Source organism: Streptomyces sp. NPDC014733 (assembly GCF_043083385.1).
Lineage (GTDB): Bacteria > Actinomycetota > Actinomycetes > Streptomycetales > Streptomycetaceae > Streptomyces.
The window spans coordinates 55,788-80,874 of the sequence record NZ_JBIBYO010000003.1 but is presented as its reverse complement, the minus strand read 5'-3'; the positions used below and the strand labels follow the sequence as shown (position 1 = coordinate 80,874).

The 25,087-nt window shown below is 74.5% G+C and carries 26 protein-coding genes; 8 read left to right on the top strand and 18 right to left on the bottom strand.

Translation table 11 applies throughout. The annotated features are described in order from the left end of the window. Positions 1-234 precede the first annotated feature (234 nt). Positions 235-597, top strand: coding sequence for a hypothetical protein (locus tag ACF1BH_RS08605; protein ID WP_391641691.1), 363 nt, complete (start codon positions 235-237; stop codon positions 595-597). Positions 598-676: 79 nt separating this feature from the next. Here ACF1BH_RS08605 and ACF1BH_RS08600 read toward each other — a convergent pair whose 3' ends face one another. Together ACF1BH_RS08600 and ACF1BH_RS08595 are read right to left on the bottom strand one after the other, a co-directional pair. Continuing rightward, on the bottom strand, positions 677-1,153 hold the full coding sequence (locus tag ACF1BH_RS08600; protein ID WP_391641690.1) for an NUDIX domain-containing protein: 477 nt from the start codon (positions 1,151-1,153) through the stop codon (positions 677-679). A 41-nt stretch (positions 1,154-1,194) separates the two neighbouring features. Continuing rightward, complete coding sequence (locus tag ACF1BH_RS08595) at positions 1,195-2,190, bottom strand: GlxA family transcriptional regulator (protein ID WP_391641689.1); 996 nt, start codon at positions 2,188-2,190, stop codon at positions 1,195-1,197. A gap of 69 nt (positions 2,191-2,259) precedes the next feature. Between ACF1BH_RS08595 and ACF1BH_RS08590 the strand changes: the two genes are divergently transcribed. Further along, positions 2,260-3,201: an NADP-dependent oxidoreductase gene (locus ACF1BH_RS08590; protein ID WP_391641688.1), complete on the top strand. Its 942-nt coding sequence runs from the start codon at positions 2,260-2,262 to the stop codon at positions 3,199-3,201. Positions 3,202-3,241: 40 nt separating this feature from the next. Here the strand turns inward: ACF1BH_RS08590 and ACF1BH_RS08585 are convergent, their stop codons facing one another. Then, a complete protein-coding gene (locus ACF1BH_RS08585) occupies positions 3,242-3,709 on the bottom strand; it encodes an Lrp/AsnC family transcriptional regulator (RefSeq protein ID WP_391641687.1) in 468 nt (155 codons plus the stop codon). A gap of 81 nt (positions 3,710-3,790) precedes the next feature. Here ACF1BH_RS08585 and ACF1BH_RS08580 point away from each other — a divergent pair, with 81 nt between their 5' ends. From ACF1BH_RS08580 to ACF1BH_RS08570, 3 genes are all read left to right on the top strand, one after another. Next, a complete protein-coding gene (locus tag ACF1BH_RS08580; RefSeq protein ID WP_391641686.1) occupies positions 3,791-5,074 on the top strand; it encodes an APC family permease in 1,284 nt (427 codons plus the stop codon). A 194-nt stretch (positions 5,075-5,268) separates the two neighbouring features. After that, positions 5,269-6,330 (top strand): DUF3533 domain-containing protein, encoded by a 1,062-nt coding sequence (locus tag ACF1BH_RS08575; RefSeq protein ID WP_391641685.1) that lies wholly within the window; start codon positions 5,269-5,271, stop codon positions 6,328-6,330. Between the two features lie 346 nt (positions 6,331-6,676). Then, positions 6,677-7,162 carry a subtilase-type protease inhibitor gene (locus ACF1BH_RS08570; RefSeq protein WP_391641684.1) on the top strand — a complete coding sequence of 162 codons (486 nt, stop codon included), beginning with the start codon at positions 6,677-6,679 and terminating at the stop codon, positions 7,160-7,162. Positions 7,163-7,267: 105 nt separating this feature from the next. Here the strand turns inward: ACF1BH_RS08570 and ACF1BH_RS08565 are convergent, their stop codons facing one another. The 11 genes from ACF1BH_RS08565 to ACF1BH_RS08515 all read right to left on the bottom strand — a co-directional run bounded on the left by ACF1BH_RS08565 (position 7,268) and on the right by ACF1BH_RS08515 (position 18,694). Then, positions 7,268-8,335, bottom strand: coding sequence for a S1 family peptidase (locus ACF1BH_RS08565; protein ID WP_391641683.1), 1,068 nt, complete (start codon positions 8,333-8,335; stop codon positions 7,268-7,270). A 585-nt stretch (positions 8,336-8,920) separates the two neighbouring features. Next, positions 8,921-9,961 carry a slipin family protein gene (locus tag ACF1BH_RS08560; RefSeq protein WP_391641682.1) on the bottom strand — a complete coding sequence of 347 codons (1,041 nt, stop codon included), beginning with the start codon at positions 9,959-9,961 and terminating at the stop codon, positions 8,921-8,923. 219 nt (positions 9,962-10,180) lie between these two features. Beyond that, positions 10,181-11,086 (bottom strand): S1 family peptidase, encoded by a 906-nt coding sequence (locus ACF1BH_RS08555; protein ID WP_391641681.1) that lies wholly within the window; start codon positions 11,084-11,086, stop codon positions 10,181-10,183. Positions 11,087-11,386: 300 nt separating this feature from the next. Continuing rightward, positions 11,387-12,178 carry a DUF1684 domain-containing protein gene (locus tag ACF1BH_RS08550; RefSeq protein WP_391641680.1) on the bottom strand — a complete coding sequence of 264 codons (792 nt, stop codon included), beginning with the start codon at positions 12,176-12,178 and terminating at the stop codon, positions 11,387-11,389. Beyond that, positions 12,175-13,590, bottom strand: a complete 1,416-nt coding sequence (locus ACF1BH_RS08545; RefSeq protein WP_391641679.1) for an NtaA/DmoA family FMN-dependent monooxygenase — start codon at positions 13,588-13,590, stop codon at positions 12,175-12,177. Before ACF1BH_RS08545 ends, ACF1BH_RS08550 begins: the two co-directional genes overlap by 4 nt. Further along, positions 13,587-14,630, bottom strand: a complete 1,044-nt coding sequence (locus ACF1BH_RS08540; RefSeq protein ID WP_391641678.1) for an LLM class flavin-dependent oxidoreductase — start codon at positions 14,628-14,630, stop codon at positions 13,587-13,589. The genes ACF1BH_RS08545 and ACF1BH_RS08540 overlap by 4 nt, the downstream gene beginning before the upstream one ends. A 28-nt stretch (positions 14,631-14,658) precedes the next feature. Next, positions 14,659-14,886 carry a hypothetical protein gene (locus ACF1BH_RS08535; protein ID WP_391641677.1) on the bottom strand — a complete coding sequence of 76 codons (228 nt, stop codon included), beginning with the start codon at positions 14,884-14,886 and terminating at the stop codon, positions 14,659-14,661. A gap of 1 nt (position 14,887) precedes the next feature. Further along, on the bottom strand, positions 14,888-15,658 hold the full coding sequence (locus tag ACF1BH_RS08530; protein WP_391641676.1) for an amino acid ABC transporter ATP-binding protein: 771 nt from the start codon (positions 15,656-15,658) through the stop codon (positions 14,888-14,890). Beyond that, positions 15,655-15,855, bottom strand: coding sequence for a hypothetical protein (locus ACF1BH_RS08525; protein ID WP_391641675.1), 201 nt, complete (start codon positions 15,853-15,855; stop codon positions 15,655-15,657). Before ACF1BH_RS08525 ends, ACF1BH_RS08530 begins: the two co-directional genes overlap by 4 nt. 53 nt (positions 15,856-15,908) lie before the next feature. Then, positions 15,909-17,819 carry an FAD/NAD(P)-binding protein gene (locus ACF1BH_RS08520; protein ID WP_391641674.1) on the bottom strand — a complete coding sequence of 637 codons (1,911 nt, stop codon included), beginning with the start codon at positions 17,817-17,819 and terminating at the stop codon, positions 15,909-15,911. Then, complete coding sequence (locus tag ACF1BH_RS08515) at positions 17,816-18,694, bottom strand: amino acid ABC transporter permease (RefSeq protein ID WP_391641673.1); 879 nt, start codon at positions 18,692-18,694, stop codon at positions 17,816-17,818. Before ACF1BH_RS08515 ends, ACF1BH_RS08520 begins: the two co-directional genes overlap by 4 nt. A gap of 531 nt (positions 18,695-19,225) precedes the next feature. On the opposite strand from ACF1BH_RS08515, the gene ACF1BH_RS08510 reads away from it, so the two are divergent. Genes ACF1BH_RS08510 through ACF1BH_RS08500 form a run of 3 tightly spaced genes read left to right on the top strand, consistent with a single transcriptional unit; the run spans position 19,226 to position 20,852 of the window. Further along, the gene (locus ACF1BH_RS08510) at positions 19,226-19,402 is read left to right on the top strand and encodes a hypothetical protein (protein ID WP_391641672.1); all 177 of its coding nucleotides are present in this window, start codon (positions 19,226-19,228) and stop codon (positions 19,400-19,402) included. Beyond that, positions 19,399-19,896 (top strand): GNAT family N-acetyltransferase, encoded by a 498-nt coding sequence (locus tag ACF1BH_RS08505; protein WP_391641671.1) that lies wholly within the window; start codon positions 19,399-19,401, stop codon positions 19,894-19,896. Before ACF1BH_RS08510 ends, ACF1BH_RS08505 begins: the two co-directional genes overlap by 4 nt. Then, complete coding sequence (locus ACF1BH_RS08500; RefSeq protein ID WP_391641670.1) at positions 19,893-20,852, top strand: ABC transporter substrate-binding protein; 960 nt, start codon at positions 19,893-19,895, stop codon at positions 20,850-20,852. Before ACF1BH_RS08505 ends, ACF1BH_RS08500 begins: the two co-directional genes overlap by 4 nt. Before the next feature lie 66 nt (positions 20,853-20,918). Here the strand turns inward: ACF1BH_RS08500 and ACF1BH_RS08495 are convergent, their stop codons facing one another. The 4 genes from ACF1BH_RS08495 to ACF1BH_RS08480 are packed head-to-tail and all read right to left on the bottom strand — an operon-like array spanning position 20,919 to position 24,823. Then, the gene (locus tag ACF1BH_RS08495) at positions 20,919-21,521 is read right to left on the bottom strand and encodes an ATP/GTP-binding protein (protein ID WP_391641669.1); all 603 of its coding nucleotides are present in this window, start codon (positions 21,519-21,521) and stop codon (positions 20,919-20,921) included. Further along, positions 21,505-21,843 carry a DUF742 domain-containing protein gene (locus ACF1BH_RS08490; protein ID WP_345093416.1) on the bottom strand — a complete coding sequence of 113 codons (339 nt, stop codon included), beginning with the start codon at positions 21,841-21,843 and terminating at the stop codon, positions 21,505-21,507. The genes ACF1BH_RS08495 and ACF1BH_RS08490 overlap by 17 nt, the downstream gene beginning before the upstream one ends. Beyond that, positions 21,840-22,265, bottom strand: a complete 426-nt coding sequence (locus ACF1BH_RS08485; RefSeq protein ID WP_345093419.1) for a roadblock/LC7 domain-containing protein — start codon at positions 22,263-22,265, stop codon at positions 21,840-21,842. Before ACF1BH_RS08485 ends, ACF1BH_RS08490 begins: the two co-directional genes overlap by 4 nt. Further along, positions 22,262-24,823 (bottom strand): nitrate- and nitrite sensing domain-containing protein, encoded by a 2,562-nt coding sequence (locus ACF1BH_RS08480; RefSeq protein ID WP_391641668.1) that lies wholly within the window; start codon positions 24,821-24,823, stop codon positions 22,262-22,264. Before ACF1BH_RS08480 ends, ACF1BH_RS08485 begins: the two co-directional genes overlap by 4 nt. Positions 24,824-25,087 lie beyond the last annotated feature (264 nt).

The window sequence follows — 25,087 nt, the reverse complement described above, 5'->3', positions numbered from 1 at the left end:
GCCCCGTCCGGCGCGGCCCACGGAACCTGAGCCCGCGCTTAGCCGGACCTTAAGGGAGCCTTATGGATCACTCCGGGGGCCGCTTCGGCGCCTGATCGGCGGCGCGGGTTGGCTAGCGTTCCGGTGACGAGGCGGGTGCGCGGGTCGGCGGCCGGCATGCCGGGGAGGGTACTGCCGTTCACCACCCGGTCCCCCACCGCACCCGCCTCGCCACCGGCGCGACAAGGAGATCCCATGCCCGTACTCCGCACGGCCTCCCGCACGCCGGTGACCTCCGTCCGGCCGGTCCCGCTCGCGCTCGCCGCACTGGCCGCGCTCGCCGGGACCCTCGCCTGCACCACGCCCGCCGCCGCACACGCCCCGGCGTCCCGCCCCACCGTCGTACGGGACACCTCGGGCCCCCGCCCCGCCGCACGGGATGCCGCTCTCCCGGACGGCGCGGCGCACGGGGCGGCGCGCGGGCGGAACGCCGGGCACGGGACGGACGGCAAGGGGGAGGCGGGGCCGCCGGCCCTCGGCGGTATGGCGCTGCTGGCCACCGGCGCCGCCTTCCTCTTCGCCCGCCAGCACCACCGGGCGGTCCGCGGGCGGGTCTGAGCACCGGCGCCTCCCGGGCACTCCCCGCGCGGGAGCCGTACGGGGAGCCCCGCAGGGAGCCGATCGGCGGCCCGGTGGCTCACTCCCCCGCGGCCAGCCGCTCCGCGAGCCGGTCGACGAAGGCGCACTGCGCCGTCACCAGGCGGGCGCGGGCCTCGTCGGGGGTGCACCAGGCGACGCGGTCGATCTCCGGGAAGGTGCGCACGGTGCCGGAGCGGGGCGGCCAGATCATCTCGAAGGTGCCCGGCGTGATCGCGTCGGGGTCGAGGTCGGCCTCGACCGCCCAGACGGTCACGGTCTTGCCACCCGTCTGGCGGACATCGCCCAGCGGGAGGCCGGGCCCCTGAGGCGGCGGCAGCCCCAGCTCCTCGGCGAACTCCCGCGCGGCCGCCTCCCGCGGCTCCTCCGGCGGTACGTACTCGCCCTTAGGCACCGTCCAGGCGCCCGCCTCGCGCCGGGCCCACAACGGTCCGCCCATGTGTGCCAGCAGGACTTCGAGACCGCCGCCGGTGCCGCGGCGGAAGAGCAGCAGTCCGGCACTGCGTTTCGCGGCCACGGGGCCAGTCTGCGGGTCCGCCGCGGCGGGCGCCCGGCGGCTCAGGTCCGGGCGCCGGCCGGGCGGTCCGCGCCCGCGGCGGAGGCGGGCGCCGCGCCGCCGCGGAAGGTGCGGCGGTAGGCGAGCGGGGAGACGCCGACCGCCGCCTGGAGGTGCTGGCGCAGGGATGCCGCGGTGGCGAAGCCGACCTCGCCCGCGATCCGGTCGACGGAGAGGTCGCTGGACTCCAGCAGATGGCGGGCGCGTTCCACCCGCTGCCGGATCAGCCAGCGGCCGGGGCTCATCCCCAGCTCCTGCTGGAAGCGGCGGGCGAAGGTCCGTCCGCTCATCTGCGCCCGGCCGGCCAGGTCGGCCAGGGTGAGCGGCAACTGGAGGTGGTCGAGGGCCCAGGCGCGGGCCGCCGCGGTGCTCTCCGCGGCGGGCGACGGCACCGGGCGCTCGATGTACTGCGCCTGCCCGCCGTCGCGCCAGGCGGGGACGACGCAGGCGCGGGCGACCCGGTTGGCGATCTCGCTGCCGTGGTCCCGGCGGACGAGGTGCAGACAGAGGTCGACCCCGGAGGCGGCGCCCGCCGAGGTCAGCACGTCACCGTCGTCGACGAAGAGCACATCCGGGTCGATGCGGACGCGCGGGTGGCGGCGGGCGAACTCCGCCGCGTCGCGCCAGTGCGTGGTGGCCGGGCGGCCGTCGAGCAGGCCGGCGGCGGCCAGGACGTGGGAGCCGGTGCAGATGGAGACGAGGCGGGCGCCGGGGCGGACCTGGGCCAGCGCGTCCGGCGCCTCGGTGACCGCGGACGGCGGGATCACCACCGTATCGGCGGATTCGAGGGCCTCGGGTCCGTGGTCCGCGGTGATCGTGAAATCGGCGCGGGTGCGGACCGGGCGGCCGTCCGCGCTACAGGTCACGACGGTGTACCGGGCGGGGAGGGAGCCGAAGATCCGGGCGGGGATGCCGAGTTCGAAGGGGTAGACGCCGTCGAGCGCGAGGACGACGACGCGGTGCGGGGCGGCGGCCGGGGCGGGCTCGGAAGCAGACATGGCAGGATCCTAGCGGATGATGGCAATCCTGCCATTTTCCTGAGCGGCCCCGGCGGGCACCGTGGAGCCATGACGAACACGATGCGAGTGATCAGCCAGGACACCTTCGGCGGCCCCGAGGTGCTGACGGAGACCGAACGGGAGCGGCCGGTGCCGGGCATCGGCCAGGTGCTGGTGCGGGTGCGCGCCGCCGGGGTGAACCCGACCGACTGGAAGAACCGGCAGCGCCGGACCACCGTCTCCCGGCCGCTGCCGCTGGTGCTCGGCTGGGACGTGTCCGGAGTGGTCGAGCAGGTCGGCTGGGGCGTGACGCTGCACGAGGTGGGCGACGAGGTGTTCGGGATGCTGCCCTACCCGGACGGCGTCGGCGCCTTCGCCGAGTACGTACTCGCCCCCGCGCGGGCGCTGGTGCGCAAGCCGGCGGAGATCGACCACGTCCAGGCCGGCGCCCTGCCGCTGGCGGCGCTCACCGCCTGGCAGGCACTGGTGGACACCGCCGGGCTCCACGAGGGACAGCGGGTGCTGATCCATGCGGCGGCGGGCGGCGTCGGGCATCTGGCGGTGCAGATCGCCAAGGCGCGCGGGGCGTATGTGATCGGCACCGCGAGCGAGCCGAAGCATGCGTTCGTCCGCGGACTGGGCGCCGACGAGATGATCGACTACCACGCGGTGGACTTCGCCGAGGCGGTGCGCGACGTGGACGTCGTCCTGGACACCATCGCCGGGGAGTACGGCCCGCGGTCGCTGCGCACCCTGCGCCCCGGCGGGGTGTACGTGAGCATCCTGGGCGCCGACGAGGCGGTGCGCGCCGAGGCCGCGCGGCTCGGCGTCCGGGCGGCGGGCATGGTCGTCGAACACGATCAGCAGGGCATGCGGGCGCTCGCCGAGCTGGCGGCGGCGGGGCGGCTGCGCGCGGAGATCGCCGCGACGTTCCCGCTCGCGGAGGCGGCCAAGGCCCATGAACAGGGCGAGACCGGGCGCACCGCGGGGAAGATCGTCCTGACGGTGTGAGGCGTACGGGCCCGGGCGCGCCGCCCGGGCCCCGTGCGGGTCAGGGCGCGGCGGGCGGCAGCGCCTCGACGATGTCGCTGGTGACGTGCTGGTAGATCACCGAGCTGCGGCAGTCGACGACCTCGCGGCGTTTGAAGACCTGGTCCATGAGGAGGGCGTGCAGCCGGTCGACGTCCGGGACCGCGACATGCACCAGGAAGTCGTCGCCGCCCGCGACCACATAGACGCTCAAGACCTCGGGCAACCCGGTCAGGAACGCCTTGAACCGTTCGATGACCTCGCGGTTCATCGGCCGGATACGGACCGTCAGCAGCGCCTGGACGGGTCGGCCCAGGGCGCGCAGGTCGACGGCGGCGTGGTAGCCGGTGATCACGCCGCGGGCGCGGAGCGCGCGGACCCGCTCCAGGCAGGTGGAGGGGGCGATGCGCAGGGTGCGGGCGAGGTCGCGGTTGGTCTGCCGCGCATCGCGCTGCAGTTCCCGGACGATCGCCGAATCAATGTCGTCCATGGCACCCCATGATGGACCCTGTGCCGAATTTTGTTCGGCCGGCCCTTCTTTGGATCATTCAGCCGGATAACTTCGCCGTCCGTGACCGTACAACAGACTTCTCTTTCCGCCGTCCGGCCGCCGCATGTACGGCGGCTGGGCGTCGGTGGCGGCACCGCGCTGTGCGCCGGTGCCGTGCTCGGGCCGGGGGTGCTGACCCTGCCGTCGCTGGCCGCGGCGGCCGCCGGACCCGCCTCGCTCCTCGCCTGGATCCTGCTGCTCGCCCTGTGCGTACCGGTCGCCGCGTCGTTCGCGGCGCTCGGCGCCCGCCATCCGGACGGCGGCGGGGTCGCCACCTATGTGCACCGCGCGATGGGGCCGCGCGCCGCGGCCACGGTGGGCTGGTGGTTCTACGGCGCGGTGCCGATCGGGGTGGTCTCGGCCGCCTGGATCGGCGGCAAGTACGTGGCGGACGCGGCTGGTTGGGGCGAGGCGGGCGCCGCCGCCGTCGGCGGGCTGGTCATCGCGGGGGCGCTGGCGTCCAACGCGGCCGGACTGCGGATGTCGGGCCGGGTGCAGCTGCTGCTCGGCGCGGGGCTGGCCGCGGTGCTGCTGGGCACGGTGCTGGCGTCGGCGCCGCGGGTGAGCGCCGCGCACTTCACCCCGTTCCTGCCGGGCGGCTGGTCGTCGGTGGGGTCGGCGGCATCGGTGCTGTTCTTCGCGTTCGCCGGGTGGGAGGCGGCGAGCCATCTGTCCGGGGAGTTCGCCGACCCGGCCCGGGACCTGCCGAAGGTCACCCGCAACACCCTGCTGACCATCACCGTGCTCTACCTCGGCCTCGCGGTCGTCACCCTCGGCGTGCTGGGCCCGGCGGCCGCGGACACCGACACCCCGCTGACGGCGCTGCTCACGCGGAGCGTGGGCGGCGCGGCGCGGCCGGTCGCCGCGGTGGCCGCGCTCTTCCTCACCTTCGGCGCGGTCAACTCGTATCTGGCGGGCGCCTCCCGGCTCGGCGCGGCGCTCGGCCGGGACGGGGCCGCGCCGCGGGCGCTGGCCAAGGGCTGCGGGCCGGGCGAGGTGCCGCGCCGGTCGCTGGCGGTGCTGGGCTGTGCCTGTGCGCTGGTGGGCGCGGCGGCCGGGTTCGGCGGCGCCGATCTGGACCTGCTGATGCGGGCGACCGCCACCTGCCTGGCGGCGGTGACGCTGGCCGGGCTCGGCGCGGCGCTTGTGCTGCTGGAGCGGCGCACCTGGCTGTGGTGGGGTGTCCTCGGCTCCGCCGCCCTGACCCTGGGCGTCCTGGCCTTCTCGGGTGCGCTGCTGCTCCTGCCGCTGGTCCTGGCGGTGGCGTCGTTCCTCTTCCTGACGGTGCGACGGTCCCGGGCCTGAGCGGCGCGGCCGACCGGGGCGGGCCGGTACGGGCCGGGCCGGCCGCGTGCCGCCCCGGCCCGGCCCGGGGCGGAAAGCCGCCGCGCCTCCCTCCGTCATTCGGGCGTGTCCGCTCTGCGCAACGGCTGCCCCGACCGGAGGATGTGGGAGCACCGCCGGGACGGGCACCGGCGCGACACGGCGAGGAGCGGCCCATGGCCACCACCGACGACCCCACCCGGACGACCTTTCTCCAGGAGGTGCGGAGCGCGGTGAGCGCCCGGGCCGCGCTGCTGGTCATCGGGGTCCTGGGCCTGATGGTCGCGTTCATCACGTCCTACGCCGGCGCCTTCCACTCGCCGAAGCCGACCGATATCGCGCTCGGCGTGGTCGCGCCCGCGCAGGCCCGCGGTGAGCTGGTGACCAAACTCGACGCGCTGCCGGGGTCCCCCCTGGACCCGCGTGCGCTGCCGTCCCGGGCGGCGGCGCTCCAGCAGTTGCGGGACCGGAAGATCGATGCGGCGCTGGTCGTCGACGCGCGCTCGACCACCGACCGGCTGCTGGTCGCGAGCGGCGGCGGCGCGGCGCTGTCGCAGGCGACGGAGGCGGTCGTCGGGGCGGCGCTGAAGGCCGAGGGGCGGACCGTGCGGACCGAGGACGTACGGCCCGCCGCGGACGGCGACTCGCGCAGCCTGTCGTCGTTCTACCTGGTCGTGGGGTGGTGCGTGGGCGGGTATCTCTGTGCCGCGATCCTGGCGATCAGCGCGGGTGCCCGCCCGGCCAACACCCACCGCGCGGTGATCCGGCTGGGCGCCCTCGCGGTCTACTCGGTCATCGCCGGGCTCGCCGGGGCGGTGGTGATCGGACCGGTGCTGAACGCGCTGCCCGGCAGTCTGTTCGGACTGTGGGGGCTGGGCGCGCTGATCGTCTTCGCGGTGGGGGCGACCACGCTGGCGTTCCAGACCCTGCTGGGGGTCATCGGTATCGGGCTGGCGATCCTGGTGATCGTGGTCTTCGGCAACCCGAGCGCGGGCGGCGCGTATCCGTATCCGCTGCTGCCGCCCTTCTGGCGGGCGATCGGGCCCGCGCTGCCGCCGGGCGCGGGCACCTGGGCGTCGCGCTCGATCGCCTACTTCGGCGGCAACGGTCTGACCTCGGCGCTGCTGATCCTCGGCGCCTGGGCCCTGGGCGGCGTACTGCTCAGCGTCATCCTCGCGGCGCTCCGCGACCGGGACCGCCGGAACAACGCACTGGCGCCGGTGACCCCGCGCGCCTGAGCGGGCCCGGCGGCAGCCGCCGGGCCCCGTAAGCATCGCGTCCGGGGTGCCTCACCTCCCTGTACGCACCGCCTTCGGGCCATTCGGGGAGCGCCGGGCGGGTGCCGCCGCCGGGGGGCGCGGCCGGATCCGCACGGCCGGGGCGGACGGGCTCCGGGCGGACACCCCGTGCCAGCAGCGAAGGCACGGCTCCGCCGCCGGATCTCCACATCTCCACCACATCCTTCGCGCCACTACCCACGGCTTTCATCCATCGACTCGAAGTGAGCGACGGAGATGCGGACACCCGGCGGCTGGGCCAGACTCCCGTCCGGTATCTGCACCTACGGGCAAAGGAGTGTTCGCAATGCGGTACATCGTTGGGGTCGTCGCGCTCGGCACGGCTGTGGTCACCGGTGCCCTCGCCACCACCGCGCAGGCCACCACCCCGCCGGTCACCACCACCGCCCCGGTCGCGGTCGTCGCCCCGGCCGCCGACCACACCCCGGCCCGGTCCGCCGGGCTCTACGCGCCGACCGCCCTCGTCCTGACGGTCGGCCAGGGGGAGCACCGCGCGGACGCCGCGGTACAGCGCGCCGTGACGCTCAGCTGTGCGCCGACGGCGTCCGGCACCCACCCGCTGCCCGGCACGGCCTGCACCCGGCTGCGCGCGGTGAACGGCGAGTTCGACCGGGTGACCCGCACCGACGGCACCACGGCGTGCACCCGCGAGTGGAAGCCGGTCGTGGTGACGGCGGACGGCGTCTGGCAGGGCAGGCGCATCGCGTACACGCACACCTTCGCCAACTCCTGTGAGCTGCGTTCCGCCGCGAACACCGTCTTCGCCTTCTGACCGGGCCCGGACGCGCCCCGGCCCCCGGACGCCGTACACGTCCGGGGGCCGGGGTCACCGTCCCGCCGCGCCGGAGGTCCGGCGGGCGTACGGCCCGGTGGCGCGTCAGCCGATCTCGGCGCCGAACTTCTGCAGGGCCGCGGGGACCGGCTGGAAGTAGGTCTCACCGCCCTGCGAGCAGTCGCCGCTGCCGCCGGAGGTGAGGCCGAGGGCGGACTCACCGTCGAAGAGCGCGCCGCCGCTGTCGCCGGGCTCGGCGCAGACGTCGGTCTGGATCAGCCCCTCGACCGAACCCTCCTGGTAGTTGACGGTGGCGTTGAGCGCCTTGACCGTGCCGTCGTGCACCTGGGTGGTGCTGCCGCTGCGCTGCACCTTCTCACCGACGGTCGCGTCCGCGGCCTTGGTGATCTTCTGGGGGCTGCCGCTGTAGAGGTCCACCTCGCTGGGGTGCTCGGTGTCGCCCGTGTACTTGGCGATCGCGAAGTCGTTGCCGGGGAAGGTCGAGTCCTCGGTGGTGGCGATCTCCTGGCCGCCCTGCTGGTCGGACCAGCTCTTGACCGCGTTGCCGCAGTGACCGGCGGTCAGGAAGTACGGCTGGCCGTCCTTGACGACGTTGAAGCCGAGCGAGCAGCGGGCGCTGCTGCCCCAGATCGCGTCGCCACCGGCGATCAGCGGCTTCAGCTCGCCCTGGGTCCGGCGGAACGTCGCCTTGTCGCCGAGGCCCTTGGTGACCTTGGTGATCTTGGCGAGCGCGTCACCCTTGACCGTGCGGTCGGCGGTCACCACGACCTTGTTGGTCCGCGGGTCGACGCCCCAGGAGGTGCCGGGGATGGTGGCGTCGGCCTTCAGCGTCTGCCGGGCCGAGTCCAGCTGGGCCATCGAGTACTTGACCATTCTGGCTTCGGCACCCTTGGCCCGTACGGCCTTGGCCGCGGTGTCGTTCACGACGTTGACCACGAGCTTCTTGGCCTGGGCGTCGTAGTACGAACCGGCGGTGCCCGCCGAGTTGACCTGCGAGGCGAGGGTGGTCGCCGCGGCCGGGGAGAGCTTCGCCGGCTGCGGGACGGATGCTGCGTTGGCGCTGTTCAGGGTGAGCGTGGCGGTGGCGGCGAGAGCCAGGGCTCCCGCGCCGGCCAGGACCGCGCGGCGCTGGGATATGCGACGGTGCTTCAACTCGGTACCTCCCGTGGGGGGAAGGGCCCGCGAGGGGGGACACGGACCCGAGAGTGTGGGGGAACAGGTCACGGACGGACGGCTCCCCGCAGCACACCCGGGAAGTCGCGTCCATGCCAACGTGCGCCGCCGAGTATTCCCACCCGTCTCACCCGTGCACAAGACCGAGTTCCGGTCTCGCCGCCGGGAGTTCACCGCTTCCCCACCCGTCGGTCACACCGATATCCGCGCACGTCCGTCCCGAGTACGGACACTGCCGCCCGCCCCACGCCCCCGGCGCGTCCCCGGCCGGAGCGCGCCACCCCCTGGCCGAAACTTTTCGTCCCGCGCCCACCGGCCGCCACCGGAGCCGCCCGCGCACCGGAACATGCGCGGGCCCCGCGGCGGGTGTGCCGCGGGGCCCGTATGAGGGTGCGTCAGCGAGTGAGGTGGTGGACGGGCCGGTCCGCGAGGGCGGTCCCGGGGTGCCGCTCCGGCGGTTCGGCGGGCGCGACGGTGCCGGTCATCGCCGCCGGCGGGCGCACCGGCGGAGGGACGCGTCCGGCCGCCCCGGCCGCCATGGCCGGAGCGTGCCGGTCCGGCCGCTCAGGCTCCGCCGCCCCGGCTGCCGCCGCCGTCGGGCTCGTCATCAGGGAGCCGTCCGACATCCTCCAGGACACCGTTCATGTCCTCGATGCCGCCCACGTCCTCGACCGGGGCGACCGGCCCCAGCTCCCCGGGCTCGTCCAGATAGTGGCCGGGCCGGTGCGCCGGGTCCGGGCCGAGGTCCGGCGGGGAGCCGTCGGCGCTCGCGCCGGACGACGGGGGCACGGCCTGGCCGAAGGCGCCGGTCTCGGCCTGGGTACGAGCGGTCTCGGCCTGGGCCTGGAGGCCGGAGCGCTCCAGGAAGCGCAGCAGCTCCACGGGGAAGGGCAGCACCAGCGTGGAGTTCTTCTCGGCGGCAACGGCCACCACGGTCTGCAGCAGCCGCAGTTGGAGGGCGGCGGGCTGGTCGGACATCGCCTGGGCGGCCTCGGCCAGCTTCTTCGACGCCTGGAGTTCGGCGTCGGCGTTGATGACCCGGGCGCGGCGGTCACGGGTGGCCTCCGCCTGGCGGGCCATCGACCGTTTCATGGTCTCCGGCAGCGACACGTCCTTGATCTCCACCCGGTCGATCTGCACGCCCCAGCCCAGCGCGGGGCTGTCGATCATCACGGCGAGGCCCTGGTTGAGCTTCTCGCGGTTGGAGAGCAGATCGTCGAGATCGCTCTTGCCGATGATGGAGCGGAGCGAGGTCTGGGCGACCTGGGAGACCGCGAAGCGGTAGTCCTCGACGGCGATGACGGCGTCGGCGGCGTCCACGACCTTGAAGTAGACGACGGCGTCGACGCGGACGGTGACGTTGTCGCGGGTGATGCCCTCCTGTGCGGGCACCGGCATCGTCACGATCTGCATGTTGACCTTACGCATCCGGTCCACACCCGGGACGATCATGGTGAAGCCGGGGCCGCGGACCGCGGACTTCAGCCGCCCCAGCCGCAGGACCACGCCGCGTTCGTACTGCTTGACCACGCGCGCCGCCGCGAAGAGATAGACGACGCCCGCCGAGGCGAGGGCGACCCCGCCGGTCACCAGCTCTTCCAGCATCACGGCCCCCTGACTGGCCTCTGCCGCTCCGACCGGTTTGCGTTCTTTACCATGGTATGCCCGGAGTGGTGGGCGGGCTCTGTCGCCAGGGGCCGCGGCACACGGGAGGCCGGGACCCCGCCCGCCGGCAGGCAGGGTCCCGGCCCGGGCCGGACCGTCGTCCGGCCGTACGCCGATATCAGCAGATCAGGGGCGGTGAGCAAGGCCGCCCCGAGGGGATCAGTAGACGCTCACGCCGTAGGCGCTGAGCGCCTCGGTGACGGGCTGGAAGAACGTCGTGCCGCCCGAGGTGCAGTCGCCGCTGCCGCCGGAGGTCAGGCCGAGGGCCGTGGTCCCGGAGTAGAGCGGGCCACCGCTGTCGCCGGGCTCGGCGCAGACGGTGGTCTGGATGAGACCGGAGACGATCTCACCGTTGCCGTAGTTCACCGTCGCGTTCAGGGCGGTGACCTTACCGCTGTGGGTGCCGGTGGTGGAGCCGCGGCGGGTGACGGTCTGGCCGACCGTCGGGGTGCCGGCGCTGGTGATGTCCTGGCTGCCGACGGTGCCCTCGTGGCTGACCGACCCGGTGTACTTCACGATGCCGTAGTCGTTGCCGGGGAAGCTGGACCCGGCGGTCGGCCCGATGCTCGTGGAGCCCGAGGAGTTGGTGTACCAGGGCGGGTTGCCGTCGGTGCAGTGACCGGCCGTCAGGAAGTAGTACGTGCTGCCGCTGCGGACGTTGAAGCCGAGCGAGCAGCGCCAGCTCGGCGCGTAGATGGCGTCGCCGCCGGAGATCAGCTTGCGCAGGGTGCCGGGTGTCCGCTCGACGCGTACCGCACCGGCGTTGCTGCCCGCCGCACGCTCGACCTTGGCGAGGTCGGCGCGGGAGACGGTGCTGTCGGCGGTGACGACCACCTCGTTGGTGGCCGGGTCGACGGCCCAGGCGGTGCCGGCGACATCGGCGGAGCGAATGGCGGCGCCGGCCGCGGAGAGCTGGGCGGCGCTGTACTTCGGAGCTGCTGCGGAGTTCTGCGCGTTGGCGGTCGGGACCGCGATGGCCCCCACGGCCAGCAGTCCGGTGGCCACGGCGAGCAGTCGGGTGCGTCTCGCCACGCCGCTGCGGGGAATGGTGCGCTCGTTCCTCACGTGATTCCTCCGAGGGGATCGGTGGGCCGTCTGCGACGGCCCGTGAGGCGCAGTCGAGGGGCGCGCCACGGATTTCCGCCTACGGAATCCGCGTCTTCCGCACGATCGTTTTTGCGTGCCCCTGACAAGCGCTGACGGGAGTCTCGGACGGATCGGGCCGCCGCGCAAGGGGGCCGTGAGGCGGGAGTGGGTGACGACCGTGGTCAACCGCCCCCGGGCAGCGCGGAGTTCGCCGCCCCGGCAGACCCTCTCGGGTGCGCCGGGACGGCGGTTGACCCCCTCGGTCGGGGGTGGGACGGATCAGGCTCCGGAACGGTTCCGCTCCCCCGCCCGCAGGGCGAACGGCAGGGTGTTGCCGGGCGGCGGGAACGGGCAGATGAAGTGGTCGGCCAAGGCGCACGGCGGCAGGTGCGTGCGGTTGAGGTCGACGGTGACGGTGCCGTCCGCGGCGGGCGCCGGGGGCCGCAGGAAGCGGAAGCGGTAGCTCTCGGTGCCGCTGGTGGCGTCCGCGAGGACCGCCCACAGCGAACCGTCGCCCTCGACCGCGACCTGGAGCGTCCGCTCGACGCCGTCCACGGTGAACGCCAGCTCCCCGGCGAGCCCCAGCTCCCGGCGTACGCCGTCGGCGTTGGGCACCCGGACCGCGCGGCTCTCGCCGTACGGGCGGAAGCGGCCCGGCACCGTCCAGCGCGGATCGTGGTCGTAGGCGTCGATGCCGGTGAAGTCGCGGCGGGCGGGGGCGGCGGGGTCGAAGTCGCGGACCGCCCACAGGCCCTCGCGGCGCAGCACCGGCAGCCGCCGCTCACCGTGGGCGATCCGGGCGGACTCCGGTCCGGCGTCCGGCCCGAGGCGGATCCCGCCGTCGAGCGGGGCGCCGTCGGCGGTGAGGCCGTCGGCGGCGGTGGCGTGCAGGACGACCGCGTCGCCGTCCTCCGCCCAGCGGCCCGGCAGCCCGGGGATCCGGCCGTCGGCGTGGTCGGCGAGCCAGAAGGTGCCGGTCAGGGCCAGTGGCCCGTACGGGCGGGAGATGTCGGCGGCGCGGCGCTCACGCCAGGTCCGCCATGCCGCGCGGGCGTCGGTGCCGGTGCTCATGACGCCTCACCCTGCCATACCGGAGTAACTGCTTCCGGAAGGCCGAGATGGGAGCGGAGGGTGCTGCCGGTGTACTCGGTGCGGAAGACGCCGCGCTCCTGGAGCAGCGGGACGACCCGGTCGACGAACGGGTCGAGCCCGTCGGGCGTCAGATGCGGGACGAGGATGAAGCCGTCGGCCGCCCGGGCGCGGACGAACGCGGCCATCTCCGCGGCGACCGCCTGCGGGGTGCCGACGAACGACTGCCGGCCGGTCGTCTCGATCACCGTCTCACGCAGTGACAACCCCTTGGCCCGCGACACCTCCCGCCACGTGGCGACCACCGCCGCCGGGTCGGCGATCTTGACGCGGCCCTGCGCCAGCTCCGAGCGCGGGTCCGGGTCGATGTCCGGCAGCGGCCCGTCCGGATCGTAGGCGGAGAGATCGACGCCCCAGAGCTGTTCGGCGGCGAGCAGGGCGTTCTGCGGGGAGATCTGGCGGCGGCGGATCTCGGCGGCGTGTTCCTGGGCCTCGGCGGCGGTGTCCCCGAGGACGAAGGTGACCCCCGGCATGATCTTGAGATCGTCCGGTCGCCGCCCGTGGGCCGCGAGCCGTCCCTTGACGTCGGCGTAGAACGCCCGGCCCGCCGCGAGTCCGCTGTGCCGGGTGAAGATCACATCGGCGGTGGCGGCGGCGAAGTCGCGGCCCTCGGGCGAGTCCCCGGCCTGGATGATCACCGGGTGGCCCTGCGGGGAGCGCGGCAGGGTGAACGGCCCGGCGAGGTCGAACTGGGGGCCGCGATGGCGGACCGGCTCGGGCGCCGGCCCGCGCCACGAATCCCACAACTGCCGGGCCACGGCGACGAATTCGGCGGCGCGGGTGTAGGGGGTCCCCCCTGTTCGAGCGGAGCCGGGACCTTGGGGGCGGTCGGCGCGGTCGAGGTAGCCGCCGCGGCGGAAGTTCTCACCGGTGAAGGCGTCGGAGGTGGTGACGACGTTCCAGGCGGCCCGGCCGTCGCTGAGATGGTCGAGCGAGGAGAGCCGGCGGGCCAGTTCGTACGGTTCGTTGAAGGTCGCGTTGACGGTGGCGGCCAGGCCCAGCCGGTCGGTGACGGCGGCGAGCGCGGTCAGCACGGTCAGCGACTCGGGGCGGCCGACGACGTCGAGATCGTGGATGCGGCCCTTGTGTTCGCGCAGCCGCAGCCCTTCGGCGAGGAAGAAGAAGTCGAAGAGTCCGCGTTCGGCGGTCCGGGCGAGATGGACGAAGGAGTCGAACCGGATCTGGCTGCCGAGCGAGGGATGGCGGCCCGCGCCCCGGCCCGTGGCGGGCGGGGCGTCGTCCCAGACGGTGGTGTTGTTGACGCCCGGGAAGTGCGCGGCCAGATGGATCTGCCGGGGCGTGGACGGGTCGGACGGGTGCGGGGCGGCGGTCATCGCGAGACCTCCCGGGTGCGGGCGTGGCGGTTGGCGGGGCGGGGCAGGCCCAGGTGCTCGCGGAGCGTGGCGCCCGGGTAGAAGCGGCGGAGCAGGCAGCGGTGCTGGAGGACCGGAACGGTGCCGTCGACCAGCAGGCCCAGGTCACGGGCGGGATCGGCGGGCCGCAGATGGAAGCCGTCGACCGCGCCGTCCGCGTACCAGTCGCCGATCAGCTCGGCGAGGGCGACGGCGTCCCCGGAGGCGTACAGCTCGATCGCCACCGAGGCGAGGACCAGCAGCCGGTCCGGGTCGCGGCCCAGCGCGCGGGCGCGGGCGCGCAGGTCGTCGCGGGCGGCGGAGGCGGCGTGCGGGTCCTGGGCGCGGACCAGTGCGACATCGGCGTGCGCGGCGGCCACCTGCCGTACGGTCGCGCCGCCCGGGCCGGTGCCGGTGGCGTCGAGGACGACCGGCGGGCGGCCCTGCGGGGGCCGGGGCACGGTGGAGGGGCCGCGGACGGCGAAGAACTCCCCGGTGTAGTCGGTGTGGTGGAGCTTGTCGCGGTCGATGAAGCGGCCGCTCGCCCGGTCGCGGATCTCGGCGTCGTCCTCCCAGCTGTCCCAGAGCCGGGCGGCGACCTCCGCGACCTCGCCCGCCTCCCGCCACGCCGCGTCGGGCGCGGGCGCCGGGCGGCGGCCGAAGAGCGCCGCCTCGGCCGCGGTGAGCGAGACGTCGGGCCGCCAGCCCGCCCGGCCGGCGCTGACCCAGTCGAGGGTGGCGATCGAGGTGGCGACGTGGAAGGGCTCGGTGTGGGTGGTGGTGACGGTGGGGACCAGGCCGATGCGGGTGGTGGCCGGGGCGACCCGGGACAGCACGGCGAGCGCGTCGGGGCCCGGGCGGCCGAAGGCGTCGCCGAGGGTGACGAAGTCGAGGGTGCCGCGCTCGGCGAGGCGGACCAGCCGGAGGTACCCGGACGCGCCGAAGCGTTCCGGGGCGGCCGGGCGGGCGGTGCCGTCGAGGGCGACGGCCAGCGGGATCGGGCGCGGTGCGGGTGAGGCCATGGGGGTTGCCTTCCGGGAGGGGTGGCGGTCAGGGCGTCCGGGGCGGACCGGGCGGGTTGACCTGTGAGGTGGTGAGGGCTTCGGCGCCCGGCCCCCAGCAGTCGAGGACCGTGCGGTAGCTGCCGTCGGCGATGACGGCGCGCGGCGCGGCGGCGTACGCGCCGACCAGTCCGCTGGCCAGACGGAGCCGCAGCCCGGGGGCGCGGCGGCGGTTCCCGGCGGGGCTCCTCGGAGCGGTCTGCGGAAATCCGGTCATGTCACAGGACCTTGGAGAGGAAGGCGCGGGTGCGGGCCTCGCGGGGTGCGTCGAGCACCTGGGCCGGCGGGCCCTGTTCGACGATCCGGCCGTCGTCCATGAAGACGACGGTGTCCGCGACCTCCCGGGCGAAGCCGATCTCATGGGTGACGACGATCATCGTGGTGCCACGGCCCGCCAGGTCCTTGATGACGTCCAGGACCTCGCCGACCAGTTCCGGGTCGAGCGCGGAGGTCGGCTCGTCGAAGAGGAGCAGCTCGGGTTCCAGGGCGAGGGCGCGGGCGAGGGCCACGCGCTGCTGCTGGCCACCCGAGAGCTGACGCGGATAGGCACCGGCCCTGTCGGCCAGCCCGACGCGGGCCAGCAGCGCCAGTGCGGTGGCGGTGGCCTCCTCGCGGGAGCGGCCCAGGGCCGACACGGGCGCCTCGGTGAGGTTCTCCACCACCGTCAGATGCGGGAAGAGGTGGAAGTCCTGGAAGACGAAGCCGATCTGCGCGCGCTGCCGCAGGATCTCCCGTTCGCGCAGCTCGTACAGGGTGTCGCCGGAGCGGCGGTAGCCGATGAGGGTGCCGTCGACGGAGACCGTGCCGCTGTCGGCCTTCTCCAGGTGGTTGAGGGTGCGCAGCAGTGTGGACTTACCGGAGCCGGACGGCCCGATGACGACGGTGACCTCACCGGCGGCGACCCGCAGATCGACCCCCTTGAGGACGTCGAGCGGGCCGAAGCTCTTGCGGACGGCGCGGACCTCGACCATCGCGGGCTGTGGACTCATCGGGTGGCTCCCTTGGCGAGGCGGTGTTCGACGTGGTGCTGGAGAACGGAGAGCGCGCCGGTCAGCAGCGCGCACCAGACGGTGGCGGCCATCAGCAGCGGGACGACGCGGCCGGTGCGGCCGTGGATGACCTGGGCGAGGAGCACGGCGCTCACGGCGACGGCGGCCCACCGCCAGGGGTGGCGCACCGGCACCATCCGCAGGGTGGCCGGGGCGTCCGCGCCGGGCGGTGCCGTGGTGGCGGGAGGGTTCAGCGGTCAGCGGCATGGCGGTCCTCGCGGGTCGCGGCACGGGCGGTGCGGGGCCGCGCGGCGGGCGGGACCGCGCGCTCCGTCAGGAAGGTGAGCAGCGCCCGCGCGCTCGCGTCGTTCTGCCGGAAGGCGGGCGCATTGGTACGGGGGCGGGTGAAGGCGCCGCCGGAGCGGGCGTCGGTGTGCGGGCCGAGGGCGAAGCGGCGCGGATGCGGGCGGCCCGCGCGGTCCAGGACACGGCCGTCGGCGGGGTCCACGGCGAGCAGCCCGGCGGGCGTCGCGGCGGCGCCGTCGGCGTGCAGGGCGCGCAGCAGGCTGTCGGCGGAGCGGGCCACGGTCGGCTCCGGCAGCCGCGCCTCGACCAGGGCGCGGGCGTCGGTCGCGGCGCCGGGCACGGTCGCCGACCGGGCCGTGAACCGTCCGGTGACCGGGTCGGCGGCGACGGTGGTCCCCGCGCCGAGGAACCGCACCAGGCCGGCGCGGGAGAGGGCGAGCAGCTGCCGCAGCCGGGGCCCGGGCGGCCCGGAGGCGAGGTAGCTGAAGAAGCCGTGCCACCAGGGGCCGCGGTCGCCGATCCGGACCAGCTGTCCGTAGACGGAGAGCAGCGCCAGGAAGACGGCCTGGTCGGGGCTGTACGCCGGGTCGTGACGGCGGGTGAGGTCGGCCTCGATGTGGGTGCGCAGGGTGTCCTGGAGGGCATCGGCGTCCGGGAGGCGCAGCCCGGCCAGCGGATGGTCGAGGGCGGTGAGGTCGAGGCGGTCGGCCGGATCGGGCACCGCCTCCTCGGCCAGTGCGCGGCGGGCGGCCGCATCCCCGGCGGCGTACCGGCGCTCGAAGGCGGGCCAGGGCAGCCGGGTGCGTTCGGGGTGGGCGGTGAAGAGGCGGTGGTAGTGGGCGAAGCCCAGCTCCGCCTCGATCAGCGGGCGGACGTCGGCGTCGAAGGAGAAGCCGCCGGGCCGGGCGAGCAGCGCGTCGACCTGGGCGGGGCCGAGGAAGCGCGGGAGCGGTGGGCGGGGTGCGTCCGGTTCGTAGCCGATCTTGGAGCGGTAGGGGACGCCGCGGCGCGAGCCGACGTGCAGCACCGGTTCGCGGCCTGACGGGTGGTACGTCAGCTCCCCGTCGGCACCTTCCGTGTACCGGCCGCCGCGCCCCTCGGTGACCAGCACCATCAGATCGATGAAGGCGAGGCCGAGGCCGCGGACCAGCACCGGCTCGCCGGGCCGCAGCCCGTCGAGACCGGCGTCGGCGGTGAAGCCCGGCGGCAGGTACGTCAGCCCGTGCCGCGCCGCGAAGTGCGCCAACTTACGCTGCTCCGCGTCCGGTTCGGCGTCCAGGTGGCCGAGGGCGAGCACCACGGCGTCGGCGGTGAGCGGCGCCGGGCAGCCCTCCAGCCACACCTGCTGACGGCCGTCGGCGGGCCCGGCGAGGCGGACCGCGCGGCGGCGGTGCTCATGGACGGCGACGCGCGGCGGCAGCGCGGCCACCGCACGCTCGTACGCCCAGGTCAGATAGGCGCTCTGGAGCCGGCGGCCGGGGAAGTCACGCGGGCCGAGGGCGGCGACGGCCGCGGCGACGTCGGGGGTGGTGCGGATACCGCCGGAGCGGACCGCGGCGCACCACTGGGCGAGCGACGGCCCCGGGCGCACCGGGCCGGCCATCTCGACGGTGTCGTCGGTGAAGAGGGTCGAGTCGTCGGGCAGCGAGTTCATCCACAGCAGCGGGCTCTGGTCCCGGCGCCAGATCCGGCCGCCGCCCGGCGGGTACGGGTCGACGAGGTGCAGGTCGAGCGGGGCGTCGCCGTACAGCTCGGGGGCGTTGGCGGCGATCCGCTCGATCAGGCCGGTGGCGCGGGGCCCGGCGCCGACGATCACCACGGCGGGGCGCCCGGTCCGGCGCCGCGCGGCGCTCACCGGGCACCGGCCGTTCCGCGGGCGTAACGCCGCTCGACGTAGTGCTGGCCGACGGAGAGCAGCGAGGTGATGATCACGTACCAGACGGTGGCGACCATCAGCATCGGGATGACCTGGTAGGTGCGGTGGTAGATCAACTGCACGGAGTAGAGCAGGTCGTTGACGGCGATCATGGAGACGACGGAGGTGCCCTTGAGGGTGCCGATCAGCATGTTCCCGGCGGGCGGCACGATCGACCGCATGGCCTGCGGCAGCACGATCCGCCGCAGCCGCCGCCACCGACCGAGTCCCAGCGCCTGGGCCGCCTCCGTCTGCCCCCGGTCCACGGAGAGGATGCCGGCCCGCACCACCTCGGCGGCGTAGGCGGCCTCGTGGAGGGTCAGGCCGAGAACGGCGATGGCGGGCGGCGCCAGCAGATGCACCGTCCTGATCCCGAGGATCGTCGGGTAGAGCGCGCCGATGTTGAACCAGAACAGCAGCTGGACCAGGACCGGCATCGACCGGAAGAGCCAGACGTAGCCCGAACTGACGCCGCGCAGCACGGGGTTGGCGGAGAGCCGCATGGTGGCCAGCACGGTGCCCAGCGCGAAGCCGAGGACCATCACGGCGGCGGTCAGTCCCAGCGTGAGCAGCAGCCCGTTCAGGACCGGGGTGGTGAGGAAGTAGGCGGCGACGAGGTCCCAGCGGAAGGCGTCGTTCCCGGCGACGGAGCGGAGGACGAGCCCCAGCAGGACGAGGACGACGGCGGCGGCCGCCCATTGCCCGAGCGGGCGGCGGGCGACGATGCGCGGCGGCGCCCCGGCCGGGGGGTGCCCGTCGGCGGGCGGTGGGGCGGGCGAGGGGACGGCGGGGGTGCGGAGGGTGCCGGAGGGCATGCGAAGGCTCCGTGGATGCGGTGATCGAACACGGGAGATGCGCCTTCACAGGCAGAACGGTCGCGCCCCTCAGCACGGCCGTGGAGCGAGGCTATGGGGTCAACACGGCGTTCTGTCAAGGCTGTCCACACTGTGAGCGGCGTACCGCGGCGCGGTTGACGCGCAACCGGATGCCTGCTCCACTTGGCCGCATGAACGCATGGCAGCGGCTGGTCACCCGCGACCACATCGACTTCGGTCGCGTGTGGTCGTCGTCCTGTTGAGCTGACGCCCTGCCCTGAGGCCCGCCGCTCTCCGCCGGCCGGGCCGGTCCGCGGTTCCGCCTTCCCGCCACCGCGCCTTCACACCGTGCCGCCGACCGGCACACCTTCCCCTCGCGCTTCCCGGATCCCGGGCGCCCGCCGCCCCGGCTCCACCGCTCCTCCCGTCACCCGCGCCGCCCGTGCGCGCCGCCGTCCGGCGCGCCCGGGCCCGCGCGGTGCGCCCGCTCCGACCTCCTCGTTCCTTCGGCACGCTCGAAGAAGGGCCGCTGTGCGCCGCGACGTCATGACACTCATCGCCCCTGTCCCGGACGCCTGTTCCGGGCGCCTCGCCGGCTCCGACGGCATGTGCTACGCCACGGCCGACGCCCCCACCGCACACCGGCGGTCCGCGCCCGGCCACGAGACGGCCGCCGACGCGGTGCCCGTCGCGGAGCCGGTCCGGTGACCGCCGTCCGCCGCGCCGGCGGCCCGACGGTGCTGCACACCACCGTCACCGACCCGCTCGCCCGCCCGCTCCTCGACGAACTCACCCACGAATACACCTCCCGCTACGGCGAACCCGTCGACCTCGACCAGGAGTACCCGCCGTCGGCGTTCGCCCCGCCGCACGGCGCGTTCCTGCTGCTCCTGGAGGGCGGCGCACCGGTCGCCGGGGGCGCCTACCGCCGCCGTGACGCCCGCACCGCCGAACTGAAACGCATCTGGACACACTCCGCCCACCGCCGCCGGGGGCTCGCCCGCCGGGTGCTCCGGGCGCTGGAGCAGGAGGCCGCCGCCCACGGCTACACCCGCCTCCACCTGACGACGGGGCCCCGGCAGCCGGAGGCCAGGGGGCTGTACCTCGCGGCGGGATACCGCCCGCTCTTCGATCTGACCGCACCACCGGAGTCGATCGGCCCGCTGCCGTTCGACAAACAGCTGGAGACCCGCCGCCCATGACCCGCGCCCACTCCCCGAGACGGACCGCCCGCACCGCCGCGGTACGCACCGCCGCCCTCCTCACCGCCGCCGCGCTGCCCCTCGCCGGGTGCGCCGAACCGGCGGCCACCGGCAAGGACGCGGCGGGCGGCGCCGCCACCGCCGTGCCCACCGCCGATGTCGTCTCCGGCATCACGAAGGACCCGGCCGTCGCCGCGCTGCTGCCCGACGACGTCCGCGCCCGCGGCACGCTCGCCCTCGCCTCCAGCATCAGTTCGCTGCCCGGCGCCGTCTATCTGCCGGACGGCAAGACCGTCGCCGGCGAGGACATCGACCTCGCGGACGCCGTCGGCAGGACCCTGGGGCTGCGGCTGAACCGGGAGCCGGCGAGCTTCGAGGCGATCCTGCCCGCCCTCGGCAGCGGCCGGTACGACGTCGGCACCGGCAACTTCGGCGTCACCGACGCCCGCCGCGAGACCCTCGACTTCGTCACCTACGTCAACGACGGCCAGGGCTTCGCCGTCCGCGAGGACAGCGCGCTGAAGAAGGTCACCGCGCTGACGCAGCTGTGCGGACTGACCGTCGCCACCGGCGCCGGAACCACCTTCGAGGCGACGCTGGAGAAGGAACGCCCCCGCTGCGCCGCCGCAGGGAAGAAGCCGTACGACGTCAAGACCTACGCCGAGGTGTCCGCACTGTACGCCTCGCTCCAGCAGGGCCGTACCGACGTGGTGATGAGCACCGTCAACGGACTGCGGTACGCCGTCGGCCGCCAGCCCGGGCTGCGCTTCCTCAACGCCTACAAACGGCTGGACGTCGGCTTCGCCTTCAAGAAGGGCAGCCCGCTGGCCCCCGCCTTCCGGGCCGCCGTCAACCACCTGATCGCGAACGGGAGCTACCGCACCATCCTCAAGAAGTGGGGCACCGCCGACTCGGCGCTGGCCACCTCGCGGATCGGTCCCCCGGAGATCCGCTGACACACCCGCGGGGCACGGGCCGCCCTCCCGGACCGCCCGTGCCCCGCACCGCCGGTGCGCCGCCGCCTACCGCGCCGCCGCGCCCGCCTTCGCCGGTCCGCCGGTGACGTGCTGATGCACGACCCGGTCCATCAGCGCGGCCAGCACATCGCGGACCGAGGGCCGGTTGCGCGCATCGCAGGTGAGGACCGGCACCTCGGGCCCGATGCCCAGCGCCTCGCGGACCTCGTCCAGCGCGAAGAGCTGCGCACCGTCGAAGCGGTTGACCGCCAGGACGAACGGCGTACCGCGCTCCTCGAAGTAGTCGAGCGCGGGGAACGAGTCCTCGATCCGCCGGGTGTCCACCAGCACGATCGAGCCCAGCGCGCCCTCCACCAGATCGTCCCAGAGGAACGAGAACCGGTCCTGGCCCGGCGTGCCGAAGAGATACAGCACGATCGACGGGTCGAGGGTGATCCGGCCGAAGTCCAGCGCGACGGTCGTGGTGGTCTTGTTCTCCACCCCGACCAGTGAGTCCACCCCGACCGAGACCTGGGTGATCGCGGCCTCGGTGTCCAGCGGTTCGATCTCCGAGATCGCACCGATGAACGTCGTCTTGCCCACCCCCAGCCCCCCGCTGATCACGATCTTCACGGCGAGCGGTGCGGCTTTGTCAGAGCGCCCGGACATGGTCCCTGATCCTCTCCAGGACATGGAGCGGCAGCTCCGTGGGTTGTTGACAGACCAGCAGGCCACCGACGACGAGATCGGAGATGAGCACCTTGGCCACCCCCAGCGGCACACCGATCTTCTCGGCCACCTCGGCGACCATCGTCGGCTGCGCGCAGAGCGCCACGATCCGGCGCCGCTCGAACTCCAGGGAGCCCAGCGGCGCCTCGGGCACGGCCACGACCAGCGTCTCCAGCCGCAGATCGGCGTGGGTCGGCTCGACGCGCCCGCCGGTCATGATGAACGGCCGGACGAACAGCGCGTCCTCCAACTCCTCGCTCATCGGGGCAGGACCTGCCGCAGATCGGCGATGAGCGCCGGGGTCAGCAGATCACCGGCGCGCTCGGCGAGTACGGCCATCTCGTAGCCGACCAGCCCCAGTTCGCCGCTGCTGTCGGCGAGCACGCCCAGGCAGCTGCCGTCGCGGATCGCGGAGACCAGCAGGAAGCCGCGGCCCATCTCGATCATGATGAGCTTGACGCCGTCGAACTCGTAGCGCCGCGAGGCGCTGCGCGCCAGGCTGGACAGGCCCGAGACGACCGCCGCGAGATGGTCGGCGTCGGTGCGGCCCAGCCCGTCGGAGACGGCGATCAGCAGACCGTCCGAGGAGACCGCGACGGCATCGCGGACACCGTCGGTGCGGCGGACGAAATTGGCCAGCAGCCAATTGAACGTCTGGGAGTCGTTGTGCAGGTCGACGCTCACTTGTGGTCACCCTTCCCGTCGGTGGCCGTCCGCTCCGGCTCCTTCTGCTGCTGCGGCTCGGGCCGCTGCGCCGGGGCCGCGTCCGCCCCGGGCCCGGTGGGTGCGGCGGACTCCGCCTCCCGGGCCGCCCGCTCGCGGGCCCGCTCCTCGTTCCGCTCCCGCTGCGCCTGCCGCTCCTTCTCCTTCTCGACGCTGATGCCGCCGCGCATATGGGCGCTGCGCAGCCCGGCGAGCATCCCGGAGACCTCGTCGGGCGAGCGCTCCGGCGTCGGCGCGGCCTCCTGCTGCCAGCGCGGCGCCGCCGCCTCGTCCACCGCGGACCGGATGGCGCTCCGCTTCGCCCGCTTGACCAGGCCGTTACGGGTCCGCGCCGCGGAGGAGCCGCGCGGACCGGCCGGGGCCGCCGCCCCCTCCTCGGCGTCCTGCGCGGCACGCGGCCGGGGCAGCGTCTCGGCGCCACCGCCGGCGGGGCGGGGCGCGGGCGCCGCGTCCCGGTCCGGGGCGGCCGGGGGGTTGGCCTCCGGCCGGGCCGGCCGCCGGTCCGCCGCGCCGGCCGGGGTGGTCTGCTCGTCGGGCACCGTCTGCTCCTTCTTCCCGCGTACGGCCGGGACGTCGGGGACGGCCGGCGCGGTCGCGGAGTCGGTCAGCAAGGTCGCCGGGATGAGCACCCGGGCGACGGTTCCGGCGGCCGGTGCCTCGCCGAGGCGGACCTCGATCCCGCACTTGCGGGCCAGCGCGCCGACGACGAAGTGGCCCAGGAACCGGGTGGGTTCGGCCATGAAGCTGGCGGCCCCGGAGAGCCGGACGTTCGCCTCGGCCATCGCCGGGGCGGGCATCCCGGTGCCGTGGTCGACGATGGCGACGAGGTAACCGGCGCTGGTGCGGCGGCCCTCGACCTCGACGTCGGTGTCCGGCGGGGAGAAGCTGAGCGCGTTCTCGACCAGTTCGGCCAGCAGGTGCGCGATCTCGGAGACGACGGTGCCGCTGACGAACGCGGCGTCCACCTGGCGCAGGCTGACCCGGCGGTACTCCTCCACCTCGGAGAGGGCCGCGCGGATGACGTCGGTCACCGACAGCGGGGTGGCCCAGGTCCGCGGGCTGGCCTCCCCGGCGAGCACCAGCAGGCTCTCGGCGTTGCGGCGCATACGGGTCGCGAGGTGGTCCAGCTCGAAGAGGTTGGCGAGGGTCGCGGGGTCGGCGTCCTCGTGCTCCAGCTTGTTGATGAAGCTGATCTGCCGGCGGACCAGATTCTGGTTGCGGCGGCCGAGGTTGACCAGCGACTCGGTGGCGTTGCGGCGCAGTACGGCCTGCTCGGTGGCGAGGTCGTAGGCGACCTTCTGCATCTGGTCGAAGGCGTCGGCCATCTGCCGGATCTCGGTGCCGGCGCCGCTCGGCACGGACAGCGGGCCGAGCGGTTCGGGTGCGCCGGACTCCTTCTGGACGCGGGCGACGGCGGCGGGCAGCCGGTCGCCGGCGACGTCGCGGGCCTGCCGGGTGAGCGCGCCGAGCGGCCCGGAGACCGAGCGGGCGGCGCCGATCGCGAGGGTGGCGAGCGCGGCGATCGAGCCGAGCGCCAGCACGCCGAAGAAGACCAGCGTGCGGGTGGCGTCGGACTCCAGCTCACCGGCGCGGGCGGTGATGTCCCGGCCCAGCGAGATCTGGACGGTGCGCAGCCCGTTGATGGTGGAGGTCGCCGACTCGTACCAGGCGGTGGCCGGGATCCGGGCGGGCAGCCGGCCGTGACCGGCGACGATCTGCTGAACATAGCCGAGCAGCTGCTGCGCGGCGGGGGTCTCCAGCGCCTCCTTCAGCTGTTGCTGCTGTGGCCCGGTGGCCCACTCCGGGAAGGAGGCGGCGGCCGACAGGCGGCCGGCGCGGGCGGTCAGGAAGCGGGTGTAGTCGTCGCCGCGGAACGCCCCGTGGTGCAGCGAGCCCAGTACGACGGCGCGCTCCTGGCCCAGCAGCTCCTTCATCGACCCGAGCACCTGGAGCGCCTGGTAGTCGGCGCGCAGCCGGGCGTCGCGGACGTGGACGAGGCCGAGGTCGAGACGGCCGAGGGCCTCGTCGGTGCCGGTGAAGTAGTCGTAGGTGCGGGCGACGACGCCGGTGCCGTTGTCGGCGGCGGCGCGGATGTCCTTGAGGGCGTCGGCGCGGTGCAGTGCGGTGCGGACGGAGTCGGCGGCCGGGTCGTCGCGGTCGGCCAGCTCGTCGTCGACCTCGGCGCGCGCGGCGTCGGTGAGCTTGCGCTGCGCCAGCATGCCGGTGCGGAACTCCGTGATGCCACCGACGTAGCCGGTGGTCAGGCCGCGTTCCTTCTGGTGTTCGTGGAGGAACCCCTGGAGGGCGTCGGCGAGATGGGCGTCCGACGCGGTGGCGGCGGCGTTCTCGTAGTCGTCGATCTGGTGGGCGGCGGAGAAGCCGAGCAGGGCCAGAAGTATCGCGAGCGCGACGCAGAGGATGCGGATGAGCTTGGCGCGGATGGTGCGCGGCGCCACGACAGCTGCCGTGAACGCCCGCCGGAAGCGCGCGGATCCGGCTTCCGTGGTCTGTGTTTCCACTGAGTGACTTTCGAAGGTGTGTGGTCCGGACAGCAGACGGAATCTGCTGCCGTGTCAACGACCTTCCGATGTGTCGGTCACCCGATCATCTGCCCGGCTCCGCGGCGTTTTCCCGGGCCGGGGACATATGCCCTGGTCCCCCACCGGAACCTACCCGGCGGTCGAAGAGGGGTTCCCACGGGCCGTGTGTCGACACCGTCCGTCCGCCCGGCCTATCGTGACTTCCGTCACCACGTCAGTTCCCGTCCTGCCCGTGGAAGCTGA

Bases quoted from the DNA above. Each gene is read 5' to 3' on its own strand.
- ACF1BH_RS08535 (WP_391641677.1), bottom strand. From the start codon at position 14,886: ATGACCGGATTTCCGCAGACCGCTCCGAGGAGCCCCGCCGGGAACCGC.
- ACF1BH_RS08525 (WP_391641675.1), bottom strand. From the start codon at position 15,855: ATGGTGCCGGTGCGCCACCCCTGGCGGTGGGCCGCCGTCGCCGTGAGC.
- ACF1BH_RS08500 (WP_391641670.1), top strand. From the start codon at position 19,893: ATGACCCGCGCCCACTCCCCGAGACGGACCGCCCGCACCGCCGCGGTA.
- ACF1BH_RS08530 (WP_391641676.1), bottom strand. From the start codon at position 15,658: ATGAGTCCACAGCCCGCGATGGTCGAGGTCCGCGCCGTCCGCAAGAGC.
- ACF1BH_RS08560 (WP_391641682.1), bottom strand. From the start codon at position 9,961: ATGCTGGAAGAGCTGGTGACCGGCGGGGTCGCCCTCGCCTCGGCGGGC.
- ACF1BH_RS08545 (WP_391641679.1), bottom strand. From the start codon at position 13,590: ATGACCGCCGCCCCGCACCCGTCCGACCCGTCCACGCCCCGGCAGATC.
- ACF1BH_RS08515 (WP_391641673.1), bottom strand. From the start codon at position 18,694: ATGCCCTCCGGCACCCTCCGCACCCCCGCCGTCCCCTCGCCCGCCCCA.
- ACF1BH_RS08595 (WP_391641689.1), bottom strand. From the start codon at position 2,190: ATGTCTGCTTCCGAGCCCGCCCCGGCCGCCGCCCCGCACCGCGTCGTC.
- ACF1BH_RS08605 (WP_391641691.1), top strand. From the start codon at position 235: ATGCCCGTACTCCGCACGGCCTCCCGCACGCCGGTGACCTCCGTCCGG.
- ACF1BH_RS08550 (WP_391641680.1), bottom strand. From the start codon at position 12,178: ATGAGCACCGGCACCGACGCCCGCGCGGCATGGCGGACCTGGCGTGAG.
- ACF1BH_RS08540 (WP_391641678.1), bottom strand. From the start codon at position 14,630: ATGGCCTCACCCGCACCGCGCCCGATCCCGCTGGCCGTCGCCCTCGAC.
- ACF1BH_RS08575 (WP_391641685.1), top strand. From the start codon at position 5,269: ATGGCCACCACCGACGACCCCACCCGGACGACCTTTCTCCAGGAGGTG.
- ACF1BH_RS08570 (WP_391641684.1), top strand. From the start codon at position 6,677: ATGCGGTACATCGTTGGGGTCGTCGCGCTCGGCACGGCTGTGGTCACC.
- ACF1BH_RS08590 (WP_391641688.1), top strand. From the start codon at position 2,260: ATGACGAACACGATGCGAGTGATCAGCCAGGACACCTTCGGCGGCCCC.
- ACF1BH_RS08490 (WP_345093416.1), bottom strand. From the start codon at position 21,843: ATGAGCGAGGAGTTGGAGGACGCGCTGTTCGTCCGGCCGTTCATCATG.
- ACF1BH_RS08495 (WP_391641669.1), bottom strand. From the start codon at position 21,521: ATGTCCGGGCGCTCTGACAAAGCCGCACCGCTCGCCGTGAAGATCGTG.
- ACF1BH_RS08585 (WP_391641687.1), bottom strand. From the start codon at position 3,709: ATGGACGACATTGATTCGGCGATCGTCCGGGAACTGCAGCGCGATGCG.